This is a genomic window from Clostridium sp. MCC328 (assembly GCF_018785465.1).
Lineage (GTDB): Bacteria > Bacillota > Clostridia > Lachnospirales > Lachnospiraceae > Pilosibacter > Pilosibacter fragilis.
Genome location: NZ_WQPW01000029.1, coordinates 25,196 through 42,766 on the forward strand (window position 1 = coordinate 25,196; position 17,571 = coordinate 42,766).

Sequence of the window (17,571 nt, forward strand, 5' to 3'; positions counted from 1 at the left end):
GATCAGTAAGGGAGGCCATTCAAAATATGTTGAAGGCGGCACTTTTCAGTGATGGGACAAAAGAGTACCGCATTCCGGAAGAACCGGAGTGCGGGGATAAAGTAACGATCAGGTTCCGGACCGGAGCCGGGGATGTGGATCATGTGTATGCGGTGGTCCGGGATGCCGTAAGCCGGGAAGAGGGCAGGCGGCTGGAGCTTAAGAAAAAGGAATCCATCGGAAGATTTGATTTCTATGAGACAGAGATTTTAGTGGGAGAGACCCCGCTGCGATATGATTTTGAGGCGGTAAAGGGGAGCGAGGTCTGCCATTACAATCGTCTCGGCGTTCTGGAGGCCGGCGGCATGGATGCGCCTTTCGTGATCACTCCGGGATTCCATGTACCGGAATGGGCGAAGGGTGCCCTGATGTACCAGATCTTCGTGGACCGGTTTAACAACGGAGATCCGACGAACGATGTTCTGGGGGACGAGTATGTCTACATCGGATTCCCGGTGACGAAGGTGGAAAAATGGGATGAGCGGCTTTCGGTTCTCGATGTGGACCGGTTTTACGGCGGTGATATTCAGGGGATCTGGGATAAGTTAGACTATCTTCAGAGTCTGAAGGTGGAGGTCCTCTACCTGAGTCCGGTGTTCGTGTCTCCGTCGAACCATAAGTACGACTGTCAGGATTACGAGCATATCGATCCGCATTACGGCGTGATCGTAAAGGATGAGGGCGGGCTTGTGACGGGAGACGCGTCAGACAACGGGAATGCGAAGCGGTATTCCGTGCGCACCTCTGACCGGGAAAATCTGGAGGCCAGCGATGAGTTTTTTGCCCGATTTGTGCAGGAGGTCCATAAGAGGGGGATGCGGATTATCCTGGACGGCGTGTTCAACCACTGCGGTTCCTTCAATAAATGGATGGACCGGGAGAAGATCTATGAGAAGGACGGCGGGTATGAGCCGGGGGCTTACCTGACAGCGGACAGTCCGTACCGGGATTTCTTCCTGTTCGGAGATCAGGACGGATGGCCGGACAATGATTCCTACGAAGGCTGGTGGGGACATAACACACTGCCGAAGCTGAACTATGAGGGATCGGAGAAGCTGTATCAGTATGTGCTTGATATCGCGAGACGCTGGCTCTCCCCGCCGTATTCCATCGATGGCTGGAGACTTGACGTGGCGGCGGATCTCGGGCATTCTCCGGAGATGAACCACCGGTTCTGGAGAGATTTCCGGAAGACGGTGAAGGAGGCGAACCCGGACGCGCTGATCCTGGCGGAACATTATGGGGATGCTTCAGACTGGCTTTCCGGGGATCAGTGGGACACGGTGATGAATTACGATGCGTTCATGGAGCCGATCTCCTGGTTCCTCACAGGCCTTGAGAAGCACAGCGAGCGGAAGGATGAGCACCTGCTCCACAACAGCCAGGCGTTTATGTGCTCCATGCTTTCCAATATGAGCCGGATGCAGACGGGATCGCTATACGCGGCGATGAATGAGCTTTCGAACCACGATCACTCGAGATTCCTTACGAGAACGAACCGCGTGGTGGGACGGCTTTATAAGCCGGAGGACGCTGAGAACGCGGAAAAAGGCATCAATTACGGAACATTCCGCTCCGGCGCCCTGATCCAGATGACATGGCCGGGGGCTCCGACGATCTATTACGGGGATGAGGCCGGTGTCTGCGGCTGGACAGATCCGGACAACCGGAGAACGTTCCCGTGGGGAAAGGAAGATCTGGAGCTCACGGAATTCCACCGGTATCTGACGGGGATCCGGAACAGGACTTCTGTGTTCAGGCGGGGTGCGTTTAAGCCGCTGTTGGCGGAGAATGGCATGATCTCCTACGGAAGGTTCGACGCAGACGAGCAGGGAGTCGTCGTGGTGAACAGCGAGGACTATGCACAGAGAGTCCGGATCCCGGTATGGGAAGCGGAGGTGACCGCAGATGTCATGGTCCGTGTGATGCTCACGGACGCGAAGCGCTACAATGTGGGAAGCCTGAAATACCCGGTGGTGGATGGTGTGATGGAAGTGGAGCTTCCGGGAAATGGGGCGATGATCTTTATCGCGCGGAGTTCTGGGCAGGATGATGAAAAAATTGCTTGATTTTTGAATTAATGTATGGTATCATTTTGACTTGTCAGAATGATATGGGCGGATTCCCGAGTGGCCAAAGGGGACAGACTGTAAATCTGCTGCAACTTGCTTCGGTGGTTCGAATCCACCTCCGCCCATTATTGATCCAGGAAGTTAGGGAATGAAAAGCCCCAGATTGGAATGAGCAGTTCTTGGCGAGCTGCGGAAAGCCCATCTCGGGAACTGCGTCCCCGAGATGTACGTTGATTTGTAAATACAAATCAACGCAAAAATTTAGAAAGAAAATTTCTTATGTGAGCAGGCTCCCAACGAAATTTTTTTTCTAAATTTTTACTTTTCCTCTGTGCTTCCAAATTTATGCGCCCAGATAGCTCAGTTGGTAGAGCAGAGGACTGAAAATCCTCGTGTCGCTGGTTCGATTCCAGCTTTGGGCATTAGAGGTACTGGTGAGGATGACTCCGAGGTATTATGGAGCTTCGCTCCATAATCGCCGTTTGCAACGGCGATAACTGCTGACATAGAAATTTTTTCTTATGTGAGCAAGCTCCCAACGAAAACTTTCGATGTCATCAGTTGCCTCTCATTACTTATACGCGGGTGTAGTTCAATGGTAGAACACCAGCCTTCCAAGCTGGATACGTGGGTTCGATTCCCATCACCCGCTCTTCTTATGAATTGCCGGATCTCTGAATCTCAGAGGTCCGGTTTTTCTATATAATAATTGTGTCAGAATGTCAGACTACCCCATAAAAGCTGATACCCCACAGGAGGACGAACATGAATTTACGCGAATATCTGAAAACCACCAACCTCATCACCGACGGCGCCTTCGGAACCTATTTTGCCGCAAAATACCAGACCCAGGATATCCCGGAGCTGACAAATATTACTGCGCCGGAGAAGGTAAAGAAGATCCACGAAGAATACCTGGATGCCGGAGCGAAATTTATCAGGACAAATACTTTTGCGTCAAACACAGAAACACTGCAGGAGAACTTTGCGGAAGTTGAGAAAAACATTCAGGCGGCGGTTGAGATCGCGAGAGACGCGGTAAACGGGAGAGATGCCTGGATTGCGGGAGATATCGGCCCGATTCCGGTGAATGGAGCGGAGGACGCGGCGGCAGCGGCGGACGAGTATTATCAGATTGCGAAGACCTTTGCGGAGCGCGGTGTCACAGTTCTGGATTTTGAGACATTCGCGGACCTCGACGGAATTCTCCCGGCGATCAAAAAGATCTGCGCGGAATATGAGATGTTTATCATGGTCTCCTTCTCTGTAAACCAGTTCGGCTACAGCGCGGCGGGACTCAGCGCGAAGCGCCTGTTAGCGGATGCGGCGGCTGTTCCGGAGATCGATGCGGTGGGCTTAAACTGCGGCGTAGGTCCGGCCCATATGCGCCAGATCCTGGAAAAGGCAGGACGTCCTGGGGATAAGTTCCTGCTTGCGATCCCGAATGCGGGATATCCGACATTGACAAGAAATAAGCTTCAGTTTGGCAACACACCGGCATACTTTGCGGAGAAGATGAAGGAACTTCAGGCGCTCGGCGCAGATATTCTTGGCGGCTGCTGTGGAACGACCCCGGAATTTATCGGAGAAATGTCTTCATGGGACGGAATCTTAAACAAGATTGTCCTGGATACAGAGACGGATAATGGGGAGCAGACGGGACATGTCCAGAGACATGGATTCCTCTACGATGAAAACGGAGAGAGAAAGCAGAAAAAGCTCATCGCGGTGGAGTTGGCTCCGCCCTTTGACGCGGATGATGAGAAGCTTTTAGAATCTGCCCATCTTTTAAAGAATGCGGGCGTGGATGTCCTCACATTCCCGGATTCCCCGTCTGGACGGACAAGAGTCGATTCCGTCCTCATGGCGAGCAAGGTCCGCCAGGCCACAGGCCTTTCTGTGATGCCGCATATCTGCTGCCGTGACCGGAATGCCATCGCTATGCGATCCCTGTTTTTGGGAGCGGCCATCAATGACATCCATAACTTCTTAATTATTACAGGAGATCCGATCCCGTCCACAGCGAGACAGACCGTAAAGGCGGTGTTCAACTCCGACTCCACTGGTCTCATGAAGATCGCAAAGGAGATGAACGAGGATGTCTTCGCGAAGAACCCGCTGTGCTACGGCGGCGCCATCAACCAGGGAAGAAAGAACCTGGATGTGGAGATCGGACGTGTGAAGAAAAAGATAGAAGAGGGCGCGGAGTTCTTCCTGACCCAGCCGGTATTCACGGAGGAGGACGCGGCGAGACTGCGCCGGATCAAGGAGGAGACGGGCGCGAAGATCCTCTGCGGGATCATGCCGCTGATCAGCAGAAAGAACGCCATGTTCATGAAGAACGAGATCGCGGGTGTCAACGTGACGGACGAGATCGTGGCGAGATATCCGGAGAAAGCGAACCGCAAGGAAGGCGAGGCAGCGGGAATCCAGCTCGCGAAGGAAGTTATGAAGATGGTGGAAGACTTCGCGGACGGATATTATTTCTCATTCCCCTTCAACCGTGTATACATGTTACAGGACATTATGGAAAAATAGAGAACTGCAAAGATACAGATTGACAGCTTTTTTTCCTTGTGTTATCATGTCAACCGTTGTATAAAATCGGAAACCCCTTGAAAATACAGGGATTTTCTTCTTATAGAAACAGTGACGGCACCCCGGCACCCGGAGACGGCCGTAAACGGAGAACAGAAAAAGAATGATAAAAACGATTACAGCTGCTGAGCTGATCAATGGAAGAACCTTTGACCGGACGATCATTGACATCCGTCCGGCGGAGGAATACAAAAAGGGGTCCATGGACGCCGCCTTAAATATCCCGGAGGACAAGCTGGTGGAATATCTGGAGAATCCGGAAGAGGCGGACCTGGAATCCGGTACCATCGGTGAGGGAAAAGCCTGGGAAGAGGGCGTGAATGTGGGAAAGCTTCTCGCGGCGATCCCGAAGGACAAGCCGGTATGGGTACTCTGTCATACCGGAAATAAGAGCCTTTACGTTGCGGAGCTTTTGAGCGATGCGGGCTTTGACGCCGGAAGCGTGGAGGGCGGATACCGTTCCTTCCTGCGCCTGTCCTTATCCATGATGGTCATGAACGAGGAAGAGGTCACAGAGCGGACGAAAGCCATCGAGCGCAGCATCATCACGAAATACCGCAAGTCCATCTGGAGACGCTTCACAAAGGGAGTCCATGACTACGAATTAATTAAGGAAGGCGATAAGATCGCGGTCTGCATTTCCGGCGGAAAAGACTCGATGCTGATGGCGAAGCTTTTACAGGAGCTGCAGCTTCACGGCAAGGTAAAATTCGATCTTGTGTTCCTTGTGATGAATCCGGGCTACAACGAGGACAACTGGAATATCATCTTAAACAACGCGAAGCTTCTCGGCATCCCGATCAACGTGTTTGAGAGCGATATCTTCAACATTGTCGCTGACGTGGATAAGAGTCCGTGCTATCTCTGTGCGAGAATGCGCCGCGGTTACCTTTACTCCCACGCGAAGGAGCTTGGCTGCAATAAGATCGCATTGGGGCATCATTTCGATGACGTGATCGAGACGACGCTCATGGGCATGCTGTACAGCGGAAAAGTCGAGACGATGATGCCGAAGCTCCACAGCAAGAACTTCGAGGGCATGGAGCTGATCCGCCCGATGTATATGGTCCGCGAGGCGGATATCAAGGCATGGAGAGATTACAACCACCTTCACTTTATCCAATGTGCCTGCCGCTTCACTGAGCGCTGCGCGACCTGCGGCGGCGAAAAGGGATCGAAGCGCGACGAGATGAAGGAGCTGATCGCGGAGCTCAGGAAGCGCTGCGACACCATCGACATGAACATCTTCAACAGTGTTCACAACATCAATCTGAAGACGGTCATCGGATATCACAAGGGAGACTGGAGTTACAATTTCCTGGATGACTACGATAAACAATAAGAAGAAAGCCGGTAATCTGATTCGTCAGATGCCGGCTTTTTTGGAAAATGACAGCAATGAGTGCAGGATTCGTATTGATTTTTAATTCCATATGTCGAAATGGAATGATGGAATGTAATAGAAATTGACATTGACATTGACATCCTTATACCGTATAGTTATGATGAAAATATACTAAAGACGGTGAAAAAGGAGAGACGTATGAAAAAGAGGAAATTTTATTTCAGGACACTTGTGGGGGCAGGTCTGATCGCAGCGGCAGCAGCATTTCCGGCATTTGCGGATAACTGGATTCATCAGGAAAATGGCTGGGTATGTAAAACTGCGGACGGCTATATGCAGACCGGCTGGTATCAGGACAAAAATAACGGGGGAAAATGGTACTATCTGTGGCCGGAGGCAGGAAACCGTCTGGGTTGCATGCAGACGGGATGGCTCCAGAAGGACGGAAAGTGGTATTTTTTTGATACGAGAAGCGGATCCAGCGGAGCGATGCTGACCGGATGGCAGTGGATCGACGGAAAATGTTACTATCTGGATCCGGCAGCCGGCGGAGCGATGGCGATCTCGAACACGCTTTCGGATGGCAGCCGCGTCGGAAGTGACGGCGCCTGGGTTGATGGATCCGGAAATGCTGTTTATCAGGCAGGAAAGGGGATCCCGGGATCCGGAAATACGGTGAATTTCAACACCAATACAAACACTTCCCAGAACCAGTCTTCCGATACCTCAAAGAAATCAAAGAGACCGGCATGGTGGGACAATGAGAACCTGACGGAGGTCCAGAAAGTCGCGAAGGACTTTGTCAATAATTATATCGCCGATGATATGACGGACTTTGAAAAGGAGATGGAGATCATCCAGTACATGGTTCAGAATATCACATACGATTACGACAATTTCCTGGAAGAAACGGTTCCGGGAACTTCCTATGAAACGACAGGAGCGCTTTTATACGGCACAGCGGTATGCGCCGGTTATACAGATACGTTTACGCTTCTCGCGGATGCCTGCGGACTTGAGACGATGGAAGTAAGCGGAGAAGGAAACGGCGTCGGCGGCTGGGGCGGCCATGCATGGAACAAGATCAAACTTGACGGGGAATGGTACCATGTGGATGTGACATGGGAAGATCCGATCATGAATGGAGATCCGGAGAATGGATATGGATACGGAAATCTCCGCAATGAGTATATCAATATCACAGACTCAAAAATGGCGAAAGATCACAGATGGACTGCGAAGGAACCGGCATGCAAGGCGACAAAGTATGGAAGATCAGCAGTTTCCAAATATATGAAGAAGAGATATTAACAAAATCAAGAAAGATTCCTGACTTAATTGTATAAAGTAATAAACTGCGGAGGTTCCTGATCTGGAACGCAGGGCAGCAGGAATTGCGGATTTTGCCGGTGCAGAACACAATGTACCGGCAAAATCCGGCAATCTGAAATTGTAAATGCCAGTGCACGATTAAATGCCATATCCGCAATTGTGTAATTGACAATTCTTTTCAAACACGCTATAATGAGAGTCTATCGGAGAATGCGCGGATGTGGCGGAACTGGCAGACGCACCAGCCTTAGGAGCTGGCGGGCAACCGTGGGGGTTCAAATCCCTTCATCCGCACTCTTCTGTAGAACAAAAAGATACTCATGTAACTGTGACGATACAATACAGTTACGGACTTACCAGAATAAGGGAGTAGTCGGCGCCGGAAAGCGCAGTAGGGTCAACATACTGGAAATGTTCCTGGCTTTACTTGAAATGATGAGACTTATCTGTCGAAAATGACAGAGAGAGTCTCTTTTTTGTTTAAGAGGAAATCCCGATGGAACGTTCTGTTAAACAAAAAGGCACTGCATGCCTGAGATGCGCAATGTGCGAGGCGGAAGGATTGCACAGGAAAGCGGATTCCTTTTTATCAGAAAAAATAAGCAATTTTTAGGAGGAACATGACTTATGGGACTTTTAGAGCTTTTTATCCTTGCTGTGGGGCTGTCGATGGACGCTTTCGCTGTGTCTGTCTGTAAGGGCTTGTCGGTGACGAAAATGGAACCGAAGCATGCGCTGCTCTGCGGCGCATATTTTGGCGGATTTCAGGCGCTGATGCCGGCACTTGGCTATCTTCTGGGAAGCCAGTTTGAATCCATGATCACCCAGATCGACCACTGGATCGCCTTTGTGCTTCTCGGGATCATTGGATCAAGCATGATCAAAGAATCCAGAGAGGACGAAGAGGAAGAGGTCAGCGCGAGCTTTGATGTGAAGACCATGCTGGCGCTGGCGGTTGCGACGAGTATTGACGCCCTCGCGGTGGGAGTCACCTTTGCGTTTCTCCATGTAAATATCGTCTGGGCGGTGACCTTTATCGGTTGTACGACGTTTGTCCTGTCAGCAATCGGGGTAAAGGCCGGTAATGTATTTGGGATGAAATATAAGTCGAGGGCGGAGTTGGCCGGCGGAGTGATCCTGATACTCATGGGGATCAAGATCCTGCTGGAGCATCTGGGATTCCTCGGATAATATGAGATACAAATAGACCTCCGGGATTCTTGACAATGGTTTGACAGACCGATATAATGAGTGAGTATCCGAGAAGCGTACAGCAGTGTACGGTGAGCATTGTATACATCAGGGTTCGGCATCATTTGATGCGGACCCTGTAACTATGTTGACATAAGCATGGAAAACGATTCTAATTTTCCAGAAAGTTGAAAAAATATGGAAAAGAGAAATACAAACACAAACAGACAGAGAGAATATCGGGATGATTACCGCCAGCATTCCCCGGCATGGATCCGGGCGCAGCGCAGGAAGAGAAAGCGCATTATAAGACGGCGGATCATGATCGGCAGTGCGGTGATCTGCATCGTGCTGATCGCGGGCGTGATCCGGATCTTTTCCGGCGGAAAGAGCCATGGAAAAGAGACAGAGGCGGGAGCCATAGAGGAATCCACATTCCAGGCATCCGATATCAGCGTAAATGGAATTTCCTTAAAGGGAATGACGCGAAGTGAGGCGAAGGCCGCAATTGAAAAAGAATATCCGTGGAAGGTGACGATCACCTACAACGGGGAGAGCATCGACGCGGAGAACCTGATCGACTCCGATCTTGACGCGTTTTTAGATGGGATCTGCACGGGAAAGGCAGAGGGAGAGTATACCTTCGCGGTTGAAGACTCTGAGGATCTGCAGTCCGCTGCGGCAGAGGCAGCGGCGGACGCGGCGGCGAAGTGGGATGTGAAGGCAAAGAACGGCTCGATCTCCGAGTATGACGCTGCGACGGATAAGTTCCTGTTTGCGGACGGAGCTCCGGGCAAGGCGGTGAACCAGGAGAAGCTTATAAAGGACCTCGTGGAGGCTGCGACAAGCGGAAACTATGACGCCGTGATACAGGCTGAGGTCAATGAGAGCCAGCCGGAGCTTTCCGCAGCGAACGCGAAGGAGCAGTATAAGACTCTTTCTACGTTTACGACGGAGACGACCGCCAACGAGAAGAGAAATACAAACGTAAAGCTTGCGGCCAGAGCTATCAACGGAACCATCGTGCGGCCGGGTGAGGAATTTTCCTTTAATAAGGTTGTAGGACAGCGCACGGCGGAAAAGGGATATCAGGAAGCGGCTGCCTACAGTGGAGGCGAGGTCGTTCAGGAACCGGGAGGCGGAGTCTGCCAGGTATCTTCAACGATGTACCGGGTCGCGTTCCAGTCCGGAATGCAGATCACATACAGAAGATCCCATACCTTTGAGCCGAACTACGTAACTCCGGGACAGGATGCGGCGATCAGCTGGGATATTCCGGATTTCAGGTTTATCAATACATCAAAGGCGGCGATCGGTATCCGCGCGAACTACAGCAACCGGAAGATGACGGTCTCCTTCTACGGAGTACCGGTTCTGGAAGATGGAATCACCTGGAGTCTGGAGTCTGAGAAGACGGATGAGCTTCCGCCGCCGGAGCCGACCTATGTGGAAGACCCGACGCTGGATCCGGGCACCGAGGTGACACAGAAGGCAGCGACGAACGGCAGCCGCTGGGTTACCTATAAGATCGTTTCAAAGAACGGAACCGTTATCGAGAAGACAGAAGATCACGCGAAGACTTACAAGGGACATGCAGCTGTGATCCGCAGAAATACAGGAACCGTGAAGGTTTCACCGGATGAGACGACAGCCGTTGAGTCCACGTCGGCAGCAGCTGTAGACGGAATGCCGGACGGGTACGTTCCAGGTGAGAGCGTCGCACCGGAGAGTTCCGCCGCCGCGACAACAGCCGCCGGTTCTTCCGGCACATCGACGACAGCGGCGTCCACCGGTGGCTCTGAGACAAAGGGCACACACAGTGAGACAACGACTGCATCGACGACAGCGGCAGCAACTGAGGCAGCGACGACGGCTGCACCGGAGACAGAAGCAACGACGGCAGCCGCACCAAACGGCCCGGGTGATGAAACATCCGCAGCTGCACCGGCGGAAGCCATTGGAAATATTGCGGGATTTCCGGGAAACTAATTCAGTGTGAGAGAACGAGACGTCGCAGAACGTCCGATGGACGTTCGCCTGCGACGTCCGAAGCGGAGCGTAGACAATCGAACCGTTCGAGCCCGGCAGGGCTTGAACATACAAAAAAAGGAGATATCCAGCGGATACCTCCTTTTTTGTATCATTGAAAGCGCGAGACGGGATTCGAACTCTCCCAATGTCGGGAAAGCTACTAAAATCAAGGAGGAATGCACACTGTCTAACGTGTGTCTACAGGCTGTCTACAACTTAGAAATCAGAGTGGAAAGCTGTCAAGGGGTCTGCAGAGCAGATACATTTTACCCCTTTACTGCTTGTTATAGTGGTCGATAAATTCCCCATTATTGAAAAGGGCTAGATTAGAAGCAGTACCCTCTAATCTAGCCTTGATTACTATTTTACTCTAATAAGTTTATCCCCATTTATTTGAATAGTATTGTTATCTAAAACCTTTAACTCACCACTTCCACTATTTCTGTCATAAACTAAAGTGGCGATGTCATTTCCTTTCCATATTATGCTACCACTAATAAGAAATTTTCCCATAAAACCTTGTTCCGCAGTTGTCGAAAATTCATTGTTACTTATAGATGTTTCAGTCCAATATAAATCTTCCAACTCTGGATAATAAGTAACTGCAAATGCCATTCTATCATAATCATTATATCCATAATACTTTATTCTTTCATCATTTATAACGGTATCTCCATTTTCTGTCCACCACTTATATGATTCATATTCTGCTGTTGGAATAAATGTCCCTTCAAGGGTGTTAGCGTAGTTTATTTTTGTTGGTTTTACCTCCTCTTCTATAACAACGCCTAGTTGATTGACCTTTTTTCCATCCGGTGTTGTTGTATTCACATACATTGCTCCATCAGCGCCAAAATAATAGGATTTTCCGCCGATTTCTTTCCATGTATTCGAAATCATAGAACCATCTGATACAACGTAGTACCATTTTCCAGATACATTCAGCCATTTATTTTTTGCCAGCGTTCCATTTTCATAATAATGCCAGCTTCCGTTTTCAGATACCCAGCCATTCTTCACTGTCTGCGTACTAAATGAAGTACCGCCATTTCCTGTCTGTGTTGTTGTCTGCCCGGTTACTTTTGCTCCGTTGCTATCTACTTTGGAACCATCCGGTGTAGTGGTGCTTACATACATTGCTCCATCTGAACCGAAATAATAGGACTTACCGCTAATATCTTTCCATGTACCGGTAACCATAGAACCATCTGATACAACATAGTACCATTTTCCAGACACATTCAGCCATTTATCTTTAGCCATAGCACCATTCTCATAATAGTGCCAGCTTCCGTTTTCAGATACCCAGCCATTTTTTGTTGTCTGTGTACCGGATGAAGCATTAGTATTTCCAGACTGTGCGGCTGTTTCTTCGGCAACCTTGGCCCCACTACCATCTACCTTGAAGCCATCCGGTGTAGTTGTGCTCACATACATTGCTCCGTATGGAACTTTGCTATTCATGGAATACAGCCATTTTTCTTGTTCATTATTAAAATGGTAGTTCCCCATATCTCTTACAGGCTGGAAGAAATATTCTTTTCCATCAATTTTCTGCCATCCTGTGGCCATTTTACCATTTGACGAATTCAGATAATACCAATAGCCATCCTTATCATCATGATGCCATCCCTTTTTCATGGCCTTGTTAGTCTCATTGAAATAGTACCATTCATCATTAGAGTCGAAAAACCATCCGGAATATTTTTCACCATTGGAATCCTTCAAATATCCTACACCATTTTCGGTAACAATCGTTCCGTTTGGTAATGCCTGTGTATTTGCATATACAGCACTTCCAAAAGGTAACACCATACTTGCTGATAACGTTGTAATCAGCACTTTTTTCGCCAGCTTTTTACTGCTCATTGTAGTCCTCCTCATTATTTTTAGTGTTTGTCCTGTTATAGGACAATTTTTTCCATAAATCAGTATAGCATTGTTTTTGTCCTATTACAAGACAAAAAGATATAAAAGGAGATTGAAAATAATGCCGCGTATCATTGAAGGAACATCCATGAACATCACTGGTGAAAAGATTAAATACTACCGAAAAATGCGAAAACTGAGCCAGCAACAATTATCCGATAAGCTTGAAACACTGGCTGTATATATATGTAGGGGGTCTATTTCCAGAATCGAGGACGGTTCACGAACAATTACAGATATTGAACTTTATGGATTATCAGAGATACTTCAAGTGCCGATTGAAAAGTTTTTTGAATAATAAGCAAACAGAGAAGGTACACAATTATCAGTGTACCTTCTCTATGTTCAATAATTTCAGACTCTCCTAATTTTTATTTAATGCACGTGCCAATCGCTCCAATGAACCTTTTGGATCTATAAAAAAATTGGCATAAAATTCCTCAATGCTATCTTCAGTCTCTAATTCCTCTATAAATTGATCTACTGAATCATCCCTTCCAAATTCGTTCTCTTCTTTTTCAATCCATTCGTCAAGATACCTATTAATCGTTTCAGTATTCCATGATTTATCGTACTCCGTCAAAAAATATTCAATGTCTTTCTGACTTTTTCTACCTCTTTTAAACTTTTTCTGTTCGAAATCATAATTCGCGATATGATTCTCCAGAGTAATATGTACATCCAACCTATTTATGTTGAAATATTCGCATAAGCTTTTAATCACTCGATCTTCCTGTCGCTTTGGGTCTCTTGCAGATAATGTGTTACGAATATCGCACTTCAGACGGATCATAAAATTGATTCTGGATAGCAACGAAAACAACCACTATCGGGATCATGATTTCTTATTTGTTGATAAAGGGAAACGTATCACACCCAGAGCAGTAGATACAAGGATCAGAAAATACTGTGAACACATCAACATCAATCCGAAAAGCACCCATAAGATCCGCAAATCCTTTATTTCAACTTTGTTAGATGCTGGAATCAATATCAATGAGGTTAGAAAACAAGTCGGTCATCAAGATGAACGAACCACCTTGCATAATTATTGTTTTAACCGAAATGATGATGCACAGAAAGAAGCAGATATGGAATATGCATTAGTGAATTAGTCTATCCCACTCTACCCCATTGGAATGAGTCAGGATAGAACAAAAAAGACCGAAAAACCTTGTAAATAAAGGCTCCGGCACACTTAACTATAAAGCACGAGACGGGATTCGAACCCGCGACCCTCGCCTTGGCAAGGCGATACTCCACCACTGAGCCACTCGTGCAAAATCAAATTGATTTAAAAGACATTTTTATTATACCCATAGTTTTTTTACCTGTCAATGATGAAAGTATAATATTTTACATGATTTTGAGCAGCAGTAAAAATGAAAATAGTACAATGATCCGGCGAAGATCTTTGCTTTTTGTCTGCAGCCATGGGGTATGAATCACTGATGGAATCAGATAAAAGAGAAAAGGTATTTTAGCAAAATACCATGACATTAAAATTGGAGTATGCTATACTATGGATACTAAAAATAAGCAGAGGAGGAACTATATGGGTGATAGAAAAATATATATTGTTGCAAAAGTATTTGACCGCCAGGGTTGTATAGCGTATCGCTGCAAAACAATAAATGAGGCCAGATGTCTTCCGGGAACGCTGGAGGCATTAAGAGCGGATGGAGTCCAGATTGTAATATTGGATGATCCTGATATTTATTCAGAGTATGCACCATATCGTTATGTGGAGGATATGAAGGAATTTATTGATCAAGTCAGCGCTTTAAATCGTGCAGCTTAAAATATCCCGTATGACATGAAAACAAGTGTCATGCGGGATTTTAGACGTTAAGCATTCACTTGGGCTTGACTGGAGAAATATTGATAGCCAGAGGCCAAATAAGGTAGCGGAAGAGGTAAAGATAGTATTTATTGTGCTATGACGTAGAAGAAGATCTGAAGATAATAGAATACAGATATGTTAAAGAGGAGAAAGCCATTGGAAACATCAGTAAGATCAAAGGAAATGGATATGTTAAACGGAGGACTGGCAGGAAAACTGATCCTGTTTTCGATACCGTTAGCGTTCAGCAGTATTTTGCAGCAGCTATTTAATTCGGCGGACGTTGCCGTTGTGGGAAGATTCGCGGGGGAGCAGGCGCTGGCGGCAGTGGGAAGCTGTGTGGCACTGGTTGGAATTTTCGTGAACCTGATCGTCGGACTTTCTGTGGGACCGAATGCAGCTCTGGCGAACCTTATTGGTCAGAAGAACCGCGGTAAGATCAACAGCATGGTCCACACGATCCTGACCTTCGGTGCGGTTCTCGGAATTGCGCTTCTCGTGATCGGAATGCTGGTGGCAAGAATGGTCCTTGTGGCATCCGGAACGCCGGAGACAGTGCTGGATCAGGCACTCTTATATATCAGGATCTATTTTGTGGGAATTCCGTTTATGGTCGCGTACAACTTTGGTGCTGCCATTGTCAGAAGCTACGGTGATACGAGGAGACCGATGTACTACCTTATCGTGTCCGGCGTGCTGAATGTAATTTTAAACCTGCTCCTTGTGATCGGATTCCATCTGGGAGTTGCGGGCGTTGCCATCGCCACGGTGATCTCCAACGTGGTCAGCACATTCCTCATTATCTCCCATCTGTACCGCAGGAATGATGAGTTCAGCTTCTGGTTTGACAGGATGCGGATCGATACAAATGAGCTGAAAAAGGTGCTGGCGATCGGTATCCCGGCAGGAATTCAGGGTGCGATCTTTTCTGTTTCCAACGTGTTTATCCAGAGTGGGATCAACATGTTCGGTGAGGCGGCCATCGCGGGTTCATCCCTGGCGCTGAATTTTGAGTATTTTACATATGATATTGCAGGTGCATTTGCCCAGGCGGCGGTTACATTTACAAGTCAGAATTTTGGTGCGGGCAACATGAAGAGATGCAGAAAGATCTTCTGGCTCTGCCTGCTCTTTGGATTCGGATTTACGGAGATCCTCAGCGTGATCTTTATCGTGTGGGAAGATTTTTTCGTCAGCATCTATACGACGAGCGCTGCGGTGGCGGCATACGGGATCATACGAATGGATCGTGTGTGTGCCTTGGAAGGTTTAACTGCGACATATGAGGTTGCCAGTTCCTGCCTGCGAGGAACTGGAAAGTCTCTGGAGCCATCCATCATCACGATTCTCGGTACGGTCGTATTCCGTCTGATCTGGATCACAACGATATTCCGCATGTTCACGACTTATGATATGTTGATGAATGTGTATGTGGCGTCCTGGCTGTTTACGGGATGTTCAATGTTCGTGGTCTATTTCTTCCATATGAGAAAGATAGATAAGCTGCTTGCGGCAAGATAGAGAGAAAAATCTGTTACTGTCTGCACAGTGCGTAAATAATAAAATGCGTTTTCCTGACTTATAAGTGAATGATCTTCGCCCCCAGAAGCTCTGCGTCGTCCTCCGCATGGGTAGCGATGATCAGGAGCTTTCCGGCGCAGAGTTCTTTGACCAGATCGATCGTGAGCTGCTTTGTATCCGCGTCAAGGCCGGTAAACGGCTCATCCATGAGAATGATATCGGTCGGTGCGAGGATCGCGCGCAGGATCGCGACACGCCTCTTCATGCCGCCGGAAAATTCACAGACAGGCTTATTCAGGGCGTCTTCCGGGAGAAGACGGAGCAGGTATGCGGTCAGAGCTTCGCTGGAATATCGCTTTCCAAGAGCGAAGCGGAGGTTTTCAATGGCGGTATAGCCTTCCAGAAGACGGTTTTCCTGAAAAACTGCGGAGATCAGGGGACGCATTCCCCGGATCCTGCAAGGATCAGATTTTGATACCGTGCCGGAAGATGCTTTTATATCGTTATTGCCGGTATCCCCTGCTGATGTACCGAACAGGATCACACCGGAATCCGGCTTTTCAAGTCCGAGGATCAGACGGAACATTGTAGTCTTTCCGTTTCCGGATGGTGCCATCAGACAGTAGAAAGTTCCGGAGGAAAATTCCAGGGAGAGATCGGAGAGAACCGGCTGCCCGTCGTAGGATTTGGTGACAGAGCGGAGTGTGAGGGCAGTGTCATTTTTTTTATTTATCGGACTCATTCACATCGGCCCCCTTTCCGGCACATTTTTTCAGAATCCACAGGAATCCCTTTTCGAACAGACTGCTCACAAGAATGATGACGACCGTCCACGCGAAGAGCTCCGCGGTGCTCAGATAGATCTTCGCGAGATACAGCCCCTCGCCGATGGAACCGTCCGGCACACCGATGACTTCGGCAGCGATCCCTGACTTAAATCCCATGCCGAGGGCAGTGCGGCAGGCGCTTTTTAAGTACGGGTAGAGTGCTGTGCGGTAGATATAGAACGCCCGGCGGATAAACGGGACGTGGAAGACTTCCGCCATCTCTAAAAGCTCCCGGTCCGCAGATATCAGCCCGGCTTTCGTGTTCACATGGATCATGGGATAGACCACGAGGAACGAGATAAAGACGGAGAGGTTTTTAGAGCCGGTCCAGATCAGTGCCAGGATCACGAAGGACGCGACGGGAACCGTCTTCATGAGCTGCACCGGCGGCTCTAAAAATTCGTCCACGATGGGAAAACGGTATGCCAGAGATCCGGTGAAAAGTCCAAGAAAAAATGCCAGAAAGAATCCGATGCTGATCCGCCAGAAAGAAAACGCGATGGCGGACCAGAAGTCTGGGAGAACGATCTGCTCACAGAGCGCCCGCAGCGTATCGACAGGTCCCACAAGGAAAATATGATTCCGGATCAGGGAGGCTGCGGTCTGCCAGAGGACGATCCAGAACAGGATGATCGAGAGCCTGCGGAGAAATCCGGAAAAACGATGATCCATGGCGGCTGTCTCCTTTCATAAAGTGTAATAAAAATCAATGCTGTTTTCCAGCGGTTGAATTTCTGCATGTAATCGTAATAATAAAATTATAGTAACTATTCAGTGCCTTCATAGTTACGTGCAAAAATCCATTCCAGATCAGCTTCGCTGATGGGATTTTTGCCTTCCAGC

At 48.5% G+C, this 17,571-nt stretch carries 14 protein-coding genes and 5 tRNA genes; 14 read left to right on the top strand and 5 right to left on the bottom strand.

Features of this window, described 5'->3' with window-relative positions; genetic code table 11:
• Window positions 1–26: 26 nt before the first annotated feature.
• From GPK83_RS05695 to GPK83_RS05740, 10 genes are all read left to right on the top strand, one after another.
• On the top strand, window positions 27–2,108 hold the full coding sequence (locus GPK83_RS05695; protein WP_215704240.1) for a glycoside hydrolase family 13 protein: 2,082 nt from the start codon (window positions 27–29) through the stop codon (window positions 2,106–2,108).
• 46 nt (window positions 2,109–2,154) lie between these two features.
• Window positions 2,155–2,236: transfer RNA gene (locus GPK83_RS05700), tRNA-Tyr, on the top strand.
• 224 nt (window positions 2,237–2,460) lie between these two features.
• Window positions 2,461–2,533: transfer RNA gene (locus GPK83_RS05705), tRNA-Phe, on the top strand.
• Between the two features lie 159 nt (window positions 2,534–2,692).
• Window positions 2,693–2,763, top strand: a tRNA-Gly gene (locus tag GPK83_RS05710).
• Between the two features lie 113 nt (window positions 2,764–2,876).
• Window positions 2,877–4,649 (top strand): bifunctional homocysteine S-methyltransferase/methylenetetrahydrofolate reductase, encoded by a 1,773-nt coding sequence (locus GPK83_RS05715; RefSeq protein WP_215704241.1) that lies wholly within the window; start codon window positions 2,877–2,879, stop codon window positions 4,647–4,649.
• Window positions 4,650–4,812: 163 nt separating this feature from the next.
• Window positions 4,813–6,051 (top strand): ATP-binding protein, encoded by a 1,239-nt coding sequence (locus GPK83_RS05720; RefSeq protein WP_215704242.1) that lies wholly within the window; start codon window positions 4,813–4,815, stop codon window positions 6,049–6,051.
• A gap of 201 nt (window positions 6,052–6,252) precedes the next feature.
• The gene (locus tag GPK83_RS05725; protein WP_215704243.1) at window positions 6,253–7,365 is read left to right on the top strand and encodes a transglutaminase domain-containing protein; all 1,113 of its coding nucleotides are present in this window, start codon (window positions 6,253–6,255) and stop codon (window positions 7,363–7,365) included.
• Window positions 7,366–7,600: 235 nt separating this feature from the next.
• Window positions 7,601–7,680, top strand: a tRNA-Leu gene (locus GPK83_RS05730).
• 333 nt (window positions 7,681–8,013) lie between these two features.
• Window positions 8,014–8,577 (top strand): manganese efflux pump MntP family protein, encoded by a 564-nt coding sequence (locus GPK83_RS05735; RefSeq protein ID WP_117552374.1) that lies wholly within the window; start codon window positions 8,014–8,016, stop codon window positions 8,575–8,577.
• Between the two features lie 198 nt (window positions 8,578–8,775).
• Window positions 8,776–10,566, top strand: coding sequence for a VanW family protein (locus tag GPK83_RS05740; protein ID WP_215704244.1), 1,791 nt, complete (start codon window positions 8,776–8,778; stop codon window positions 10,564–10,566).
• A gap of 402 nt (window positions 10,567–10,968) precedes the next feature.
• On the opposite strand, the gene GPK83_RS05745 is transcribed toward GPK83_RS05740, so the two are convergent.
• Window positions 10,969–12,477, bottom strand: coding sequence for a hypothetical protein (locus GPK83_RS05745; RefSeq protein ID WP_215704245.1), 1,509 nt, complete (start codon window positions 12,475–12,477; stop codon window positions 10,969–10,971).
• Window positions 12,478–12,598: 121 nt separating this feature from the next.
• Between GPK83_RS05745 and GPK83_RS05750 the strand changes: the two genes are divergently transcribed.
• On the top strand, window positions 12,599–12,835 hold the full coding sequence (locus GPK83_RS05750; RefSeq protein ID WP_215704246.1) for a helix-turn-helix transcriptional regulator: 237 nt from the start codon (window positions 12,599–12,601) through the stop codon (window positions 12,833–12,835).
• Between the two features lie 66 nt (window positions 12,836–12,901).
• On the opposite strand, the gene GPK83_RS05755 is transcribed toward GPK83_RS05750, so the two are convergent.
• Complete coding sequence (locus GPK83_RS05755; RefSeq protein ID WP_215704287.1) at window positions 12,902–13,330, bottom strand: hypothetical protein; 429 nt, start codon at window positions 13,328–13,330, stop codon at window positions 12,902–12,904.
• 4 nt (window positions 13,331–13,334) lie between these two features.
• Here GPK83_RS05755 and GPK83_RS05760 point away from each other — a divergent pair, with 4 nt between their 5' ends.
• Entirely contained in the window at window positions 13,335–13,652 is a 318-nt protein-coding gene (locus tag GPK83_RS05760; RefSeq protein ID WP_252196243.1) for a tyrosine-type recombinase/integrase, read from the top strand.
• Window positions 13,653–13,745: 93 nt separating this feature from the next.
• Here GPK83_RS05760 and GPK83_RS05765 read toward each other — a convergent pair.
• Window positions 13,746–13,817, bottom strand: a tRNA-Gly gene (locus tag GPK83_RS05765).
• A 275-nt stretch (window positions 13,818–14,092) separates the two neighbouring features.
• Here GPK83_RS05765 and GPK83_RS05770 point away from each other — a divergent pair.
• Window positions 14,093–14,338 (top strand): DUF6718 family protein, encoded by a 246-nt coding sequence (locus GPK83_RS05770; RefSeq protein ID WP_215704248.1) that lies wholly within the window; start codon window positions 14,093–14,095, stop codon window positions 14,336–14,338.
• A 198-nt stretch (window positions 14,339–14,536) separates the two neighbouring features.
• A complete protein-coding gene (locus GPK83_RS05775) occupies window positions 14,537–15,901 on the top strand; it encodes an MATE family efflux transporter (protein ID WP_252196244.1) in 1,365 nt (454 codons plus the stop codon).
• A gap of 58 nt (window positions 15,902–15,959) precedes the next feature.
• Here the strand turns inward: GPK83_RS05775 and GPK83_RS05780 are convergent, their stop codons facing one another.
• On the bottom strand, window positions 15,960–16,643 hold the full coding sequence (locus GPK83_RS05780; protein WP_015552355.1) for an ATP-binding cassette domain-containing protein: 684 nt from the start codon (window positions 16,641–16,643) through the stop codon (window positions 15,960–15,962).
• Entirely contained in the window at window positions 16,627–17,400 is a 774-nt protein-coding gene (locus GPK83_RS05785) for an ABC transporter permease subunit (RefSeq protein WP_215704249.1), read from the bottom strand. Before GPK83_RS05785 ends, GPK83_RS05780 begins: the two co-directional genes overlap by 17 nt.
• Window positions 17,401–17,571 lie beyond the last annotated feature (171 nt).

Bases quoted from the DNA above. Each gene is read 5' to 3' on its own strand.
- GPK83_RS05695 (WP_215704240.1), top strand. From the start codon at position 27: ATGTTGAAGGCGGCACTTTTCAGTGATGGGACAAAAGAGTACCGCATT.
- GPK83_RS05715 (WP_215704241.1), top strand. From the start codon at position 2,877: ATGAATTTACGCGAATATCTGAAAACCACCAACCTCATCACCGACGGC.
- GPK83_RS05720 (WP_215704242.1), top strand. From the start codon at position 4,813: ATGATAAAAACGATTACAGCTGCTGAGCTGATCAATGGAAGAACCTTT.
- GPK83_RS05725 (WP_215704243.1), top strand. From the start codon at position 6,253: ATGAAAAAGAGGAAATTTTATTTCAGGACACTTGTGGGGGCAGGTCTG.
- GPK83_RS05735 (WP_117552374.1), top strand. From the start codon at position 8,014: ATGGGACTTTTAGAGCTTTTTATCCTTGCTGTGGGGCTGTCGATGGAC.
- GPK83_RS05740 (WP_215704244.1), top strand. From the start codon at position 8,776: ATGGAAAAGAGAAATACAAACACAAACAGACAGAGAGAATATCGGGAT.
- GPK83_RS05745 (WP_215704245.1), bottom strand. From the start codon at position 12,477: ATGAGCAGTAAAAAGCTGGCGAAAAAAGTGCTGATTACAACGTTATCA.
- GPK83_RS05750 (WP_215704246.1), top strand. From the start codon at position 12,599: ATGCCGCGTATCATTGAAGGAACATCCATGAACATCACTGGTGAAAAG.
- GPK83_RS05755 (WP_215704287.1), bottom strand. From the start codon at position 13,330: ATGATCCGTCTGAAGTGCGATATTCGTAACACATTATCTGCAAGAGAC.
- GPK83_RS05770 (WP_215704248.1), top strand. From the start codon at position 14,093: ATGGGTGATAGAAAAATATATATTGTTGCAAAAGTATTTGACCGCCAG.
- GPK83_RS05780 (WP_015552355.1), bottom strand. From the start codon at position 16,643: ATGAGTCCGATAAATAAAAAAAATGACACTGCCCTCACACTCCGCTCT.
- GPK83_RS05785 (WP_215704249.1), bottom strand. From the start codon at position 17,400: ATGGATCATCGTTTTTCCGGATTTCTCCGCAGGCTCTCGATCATCCTG.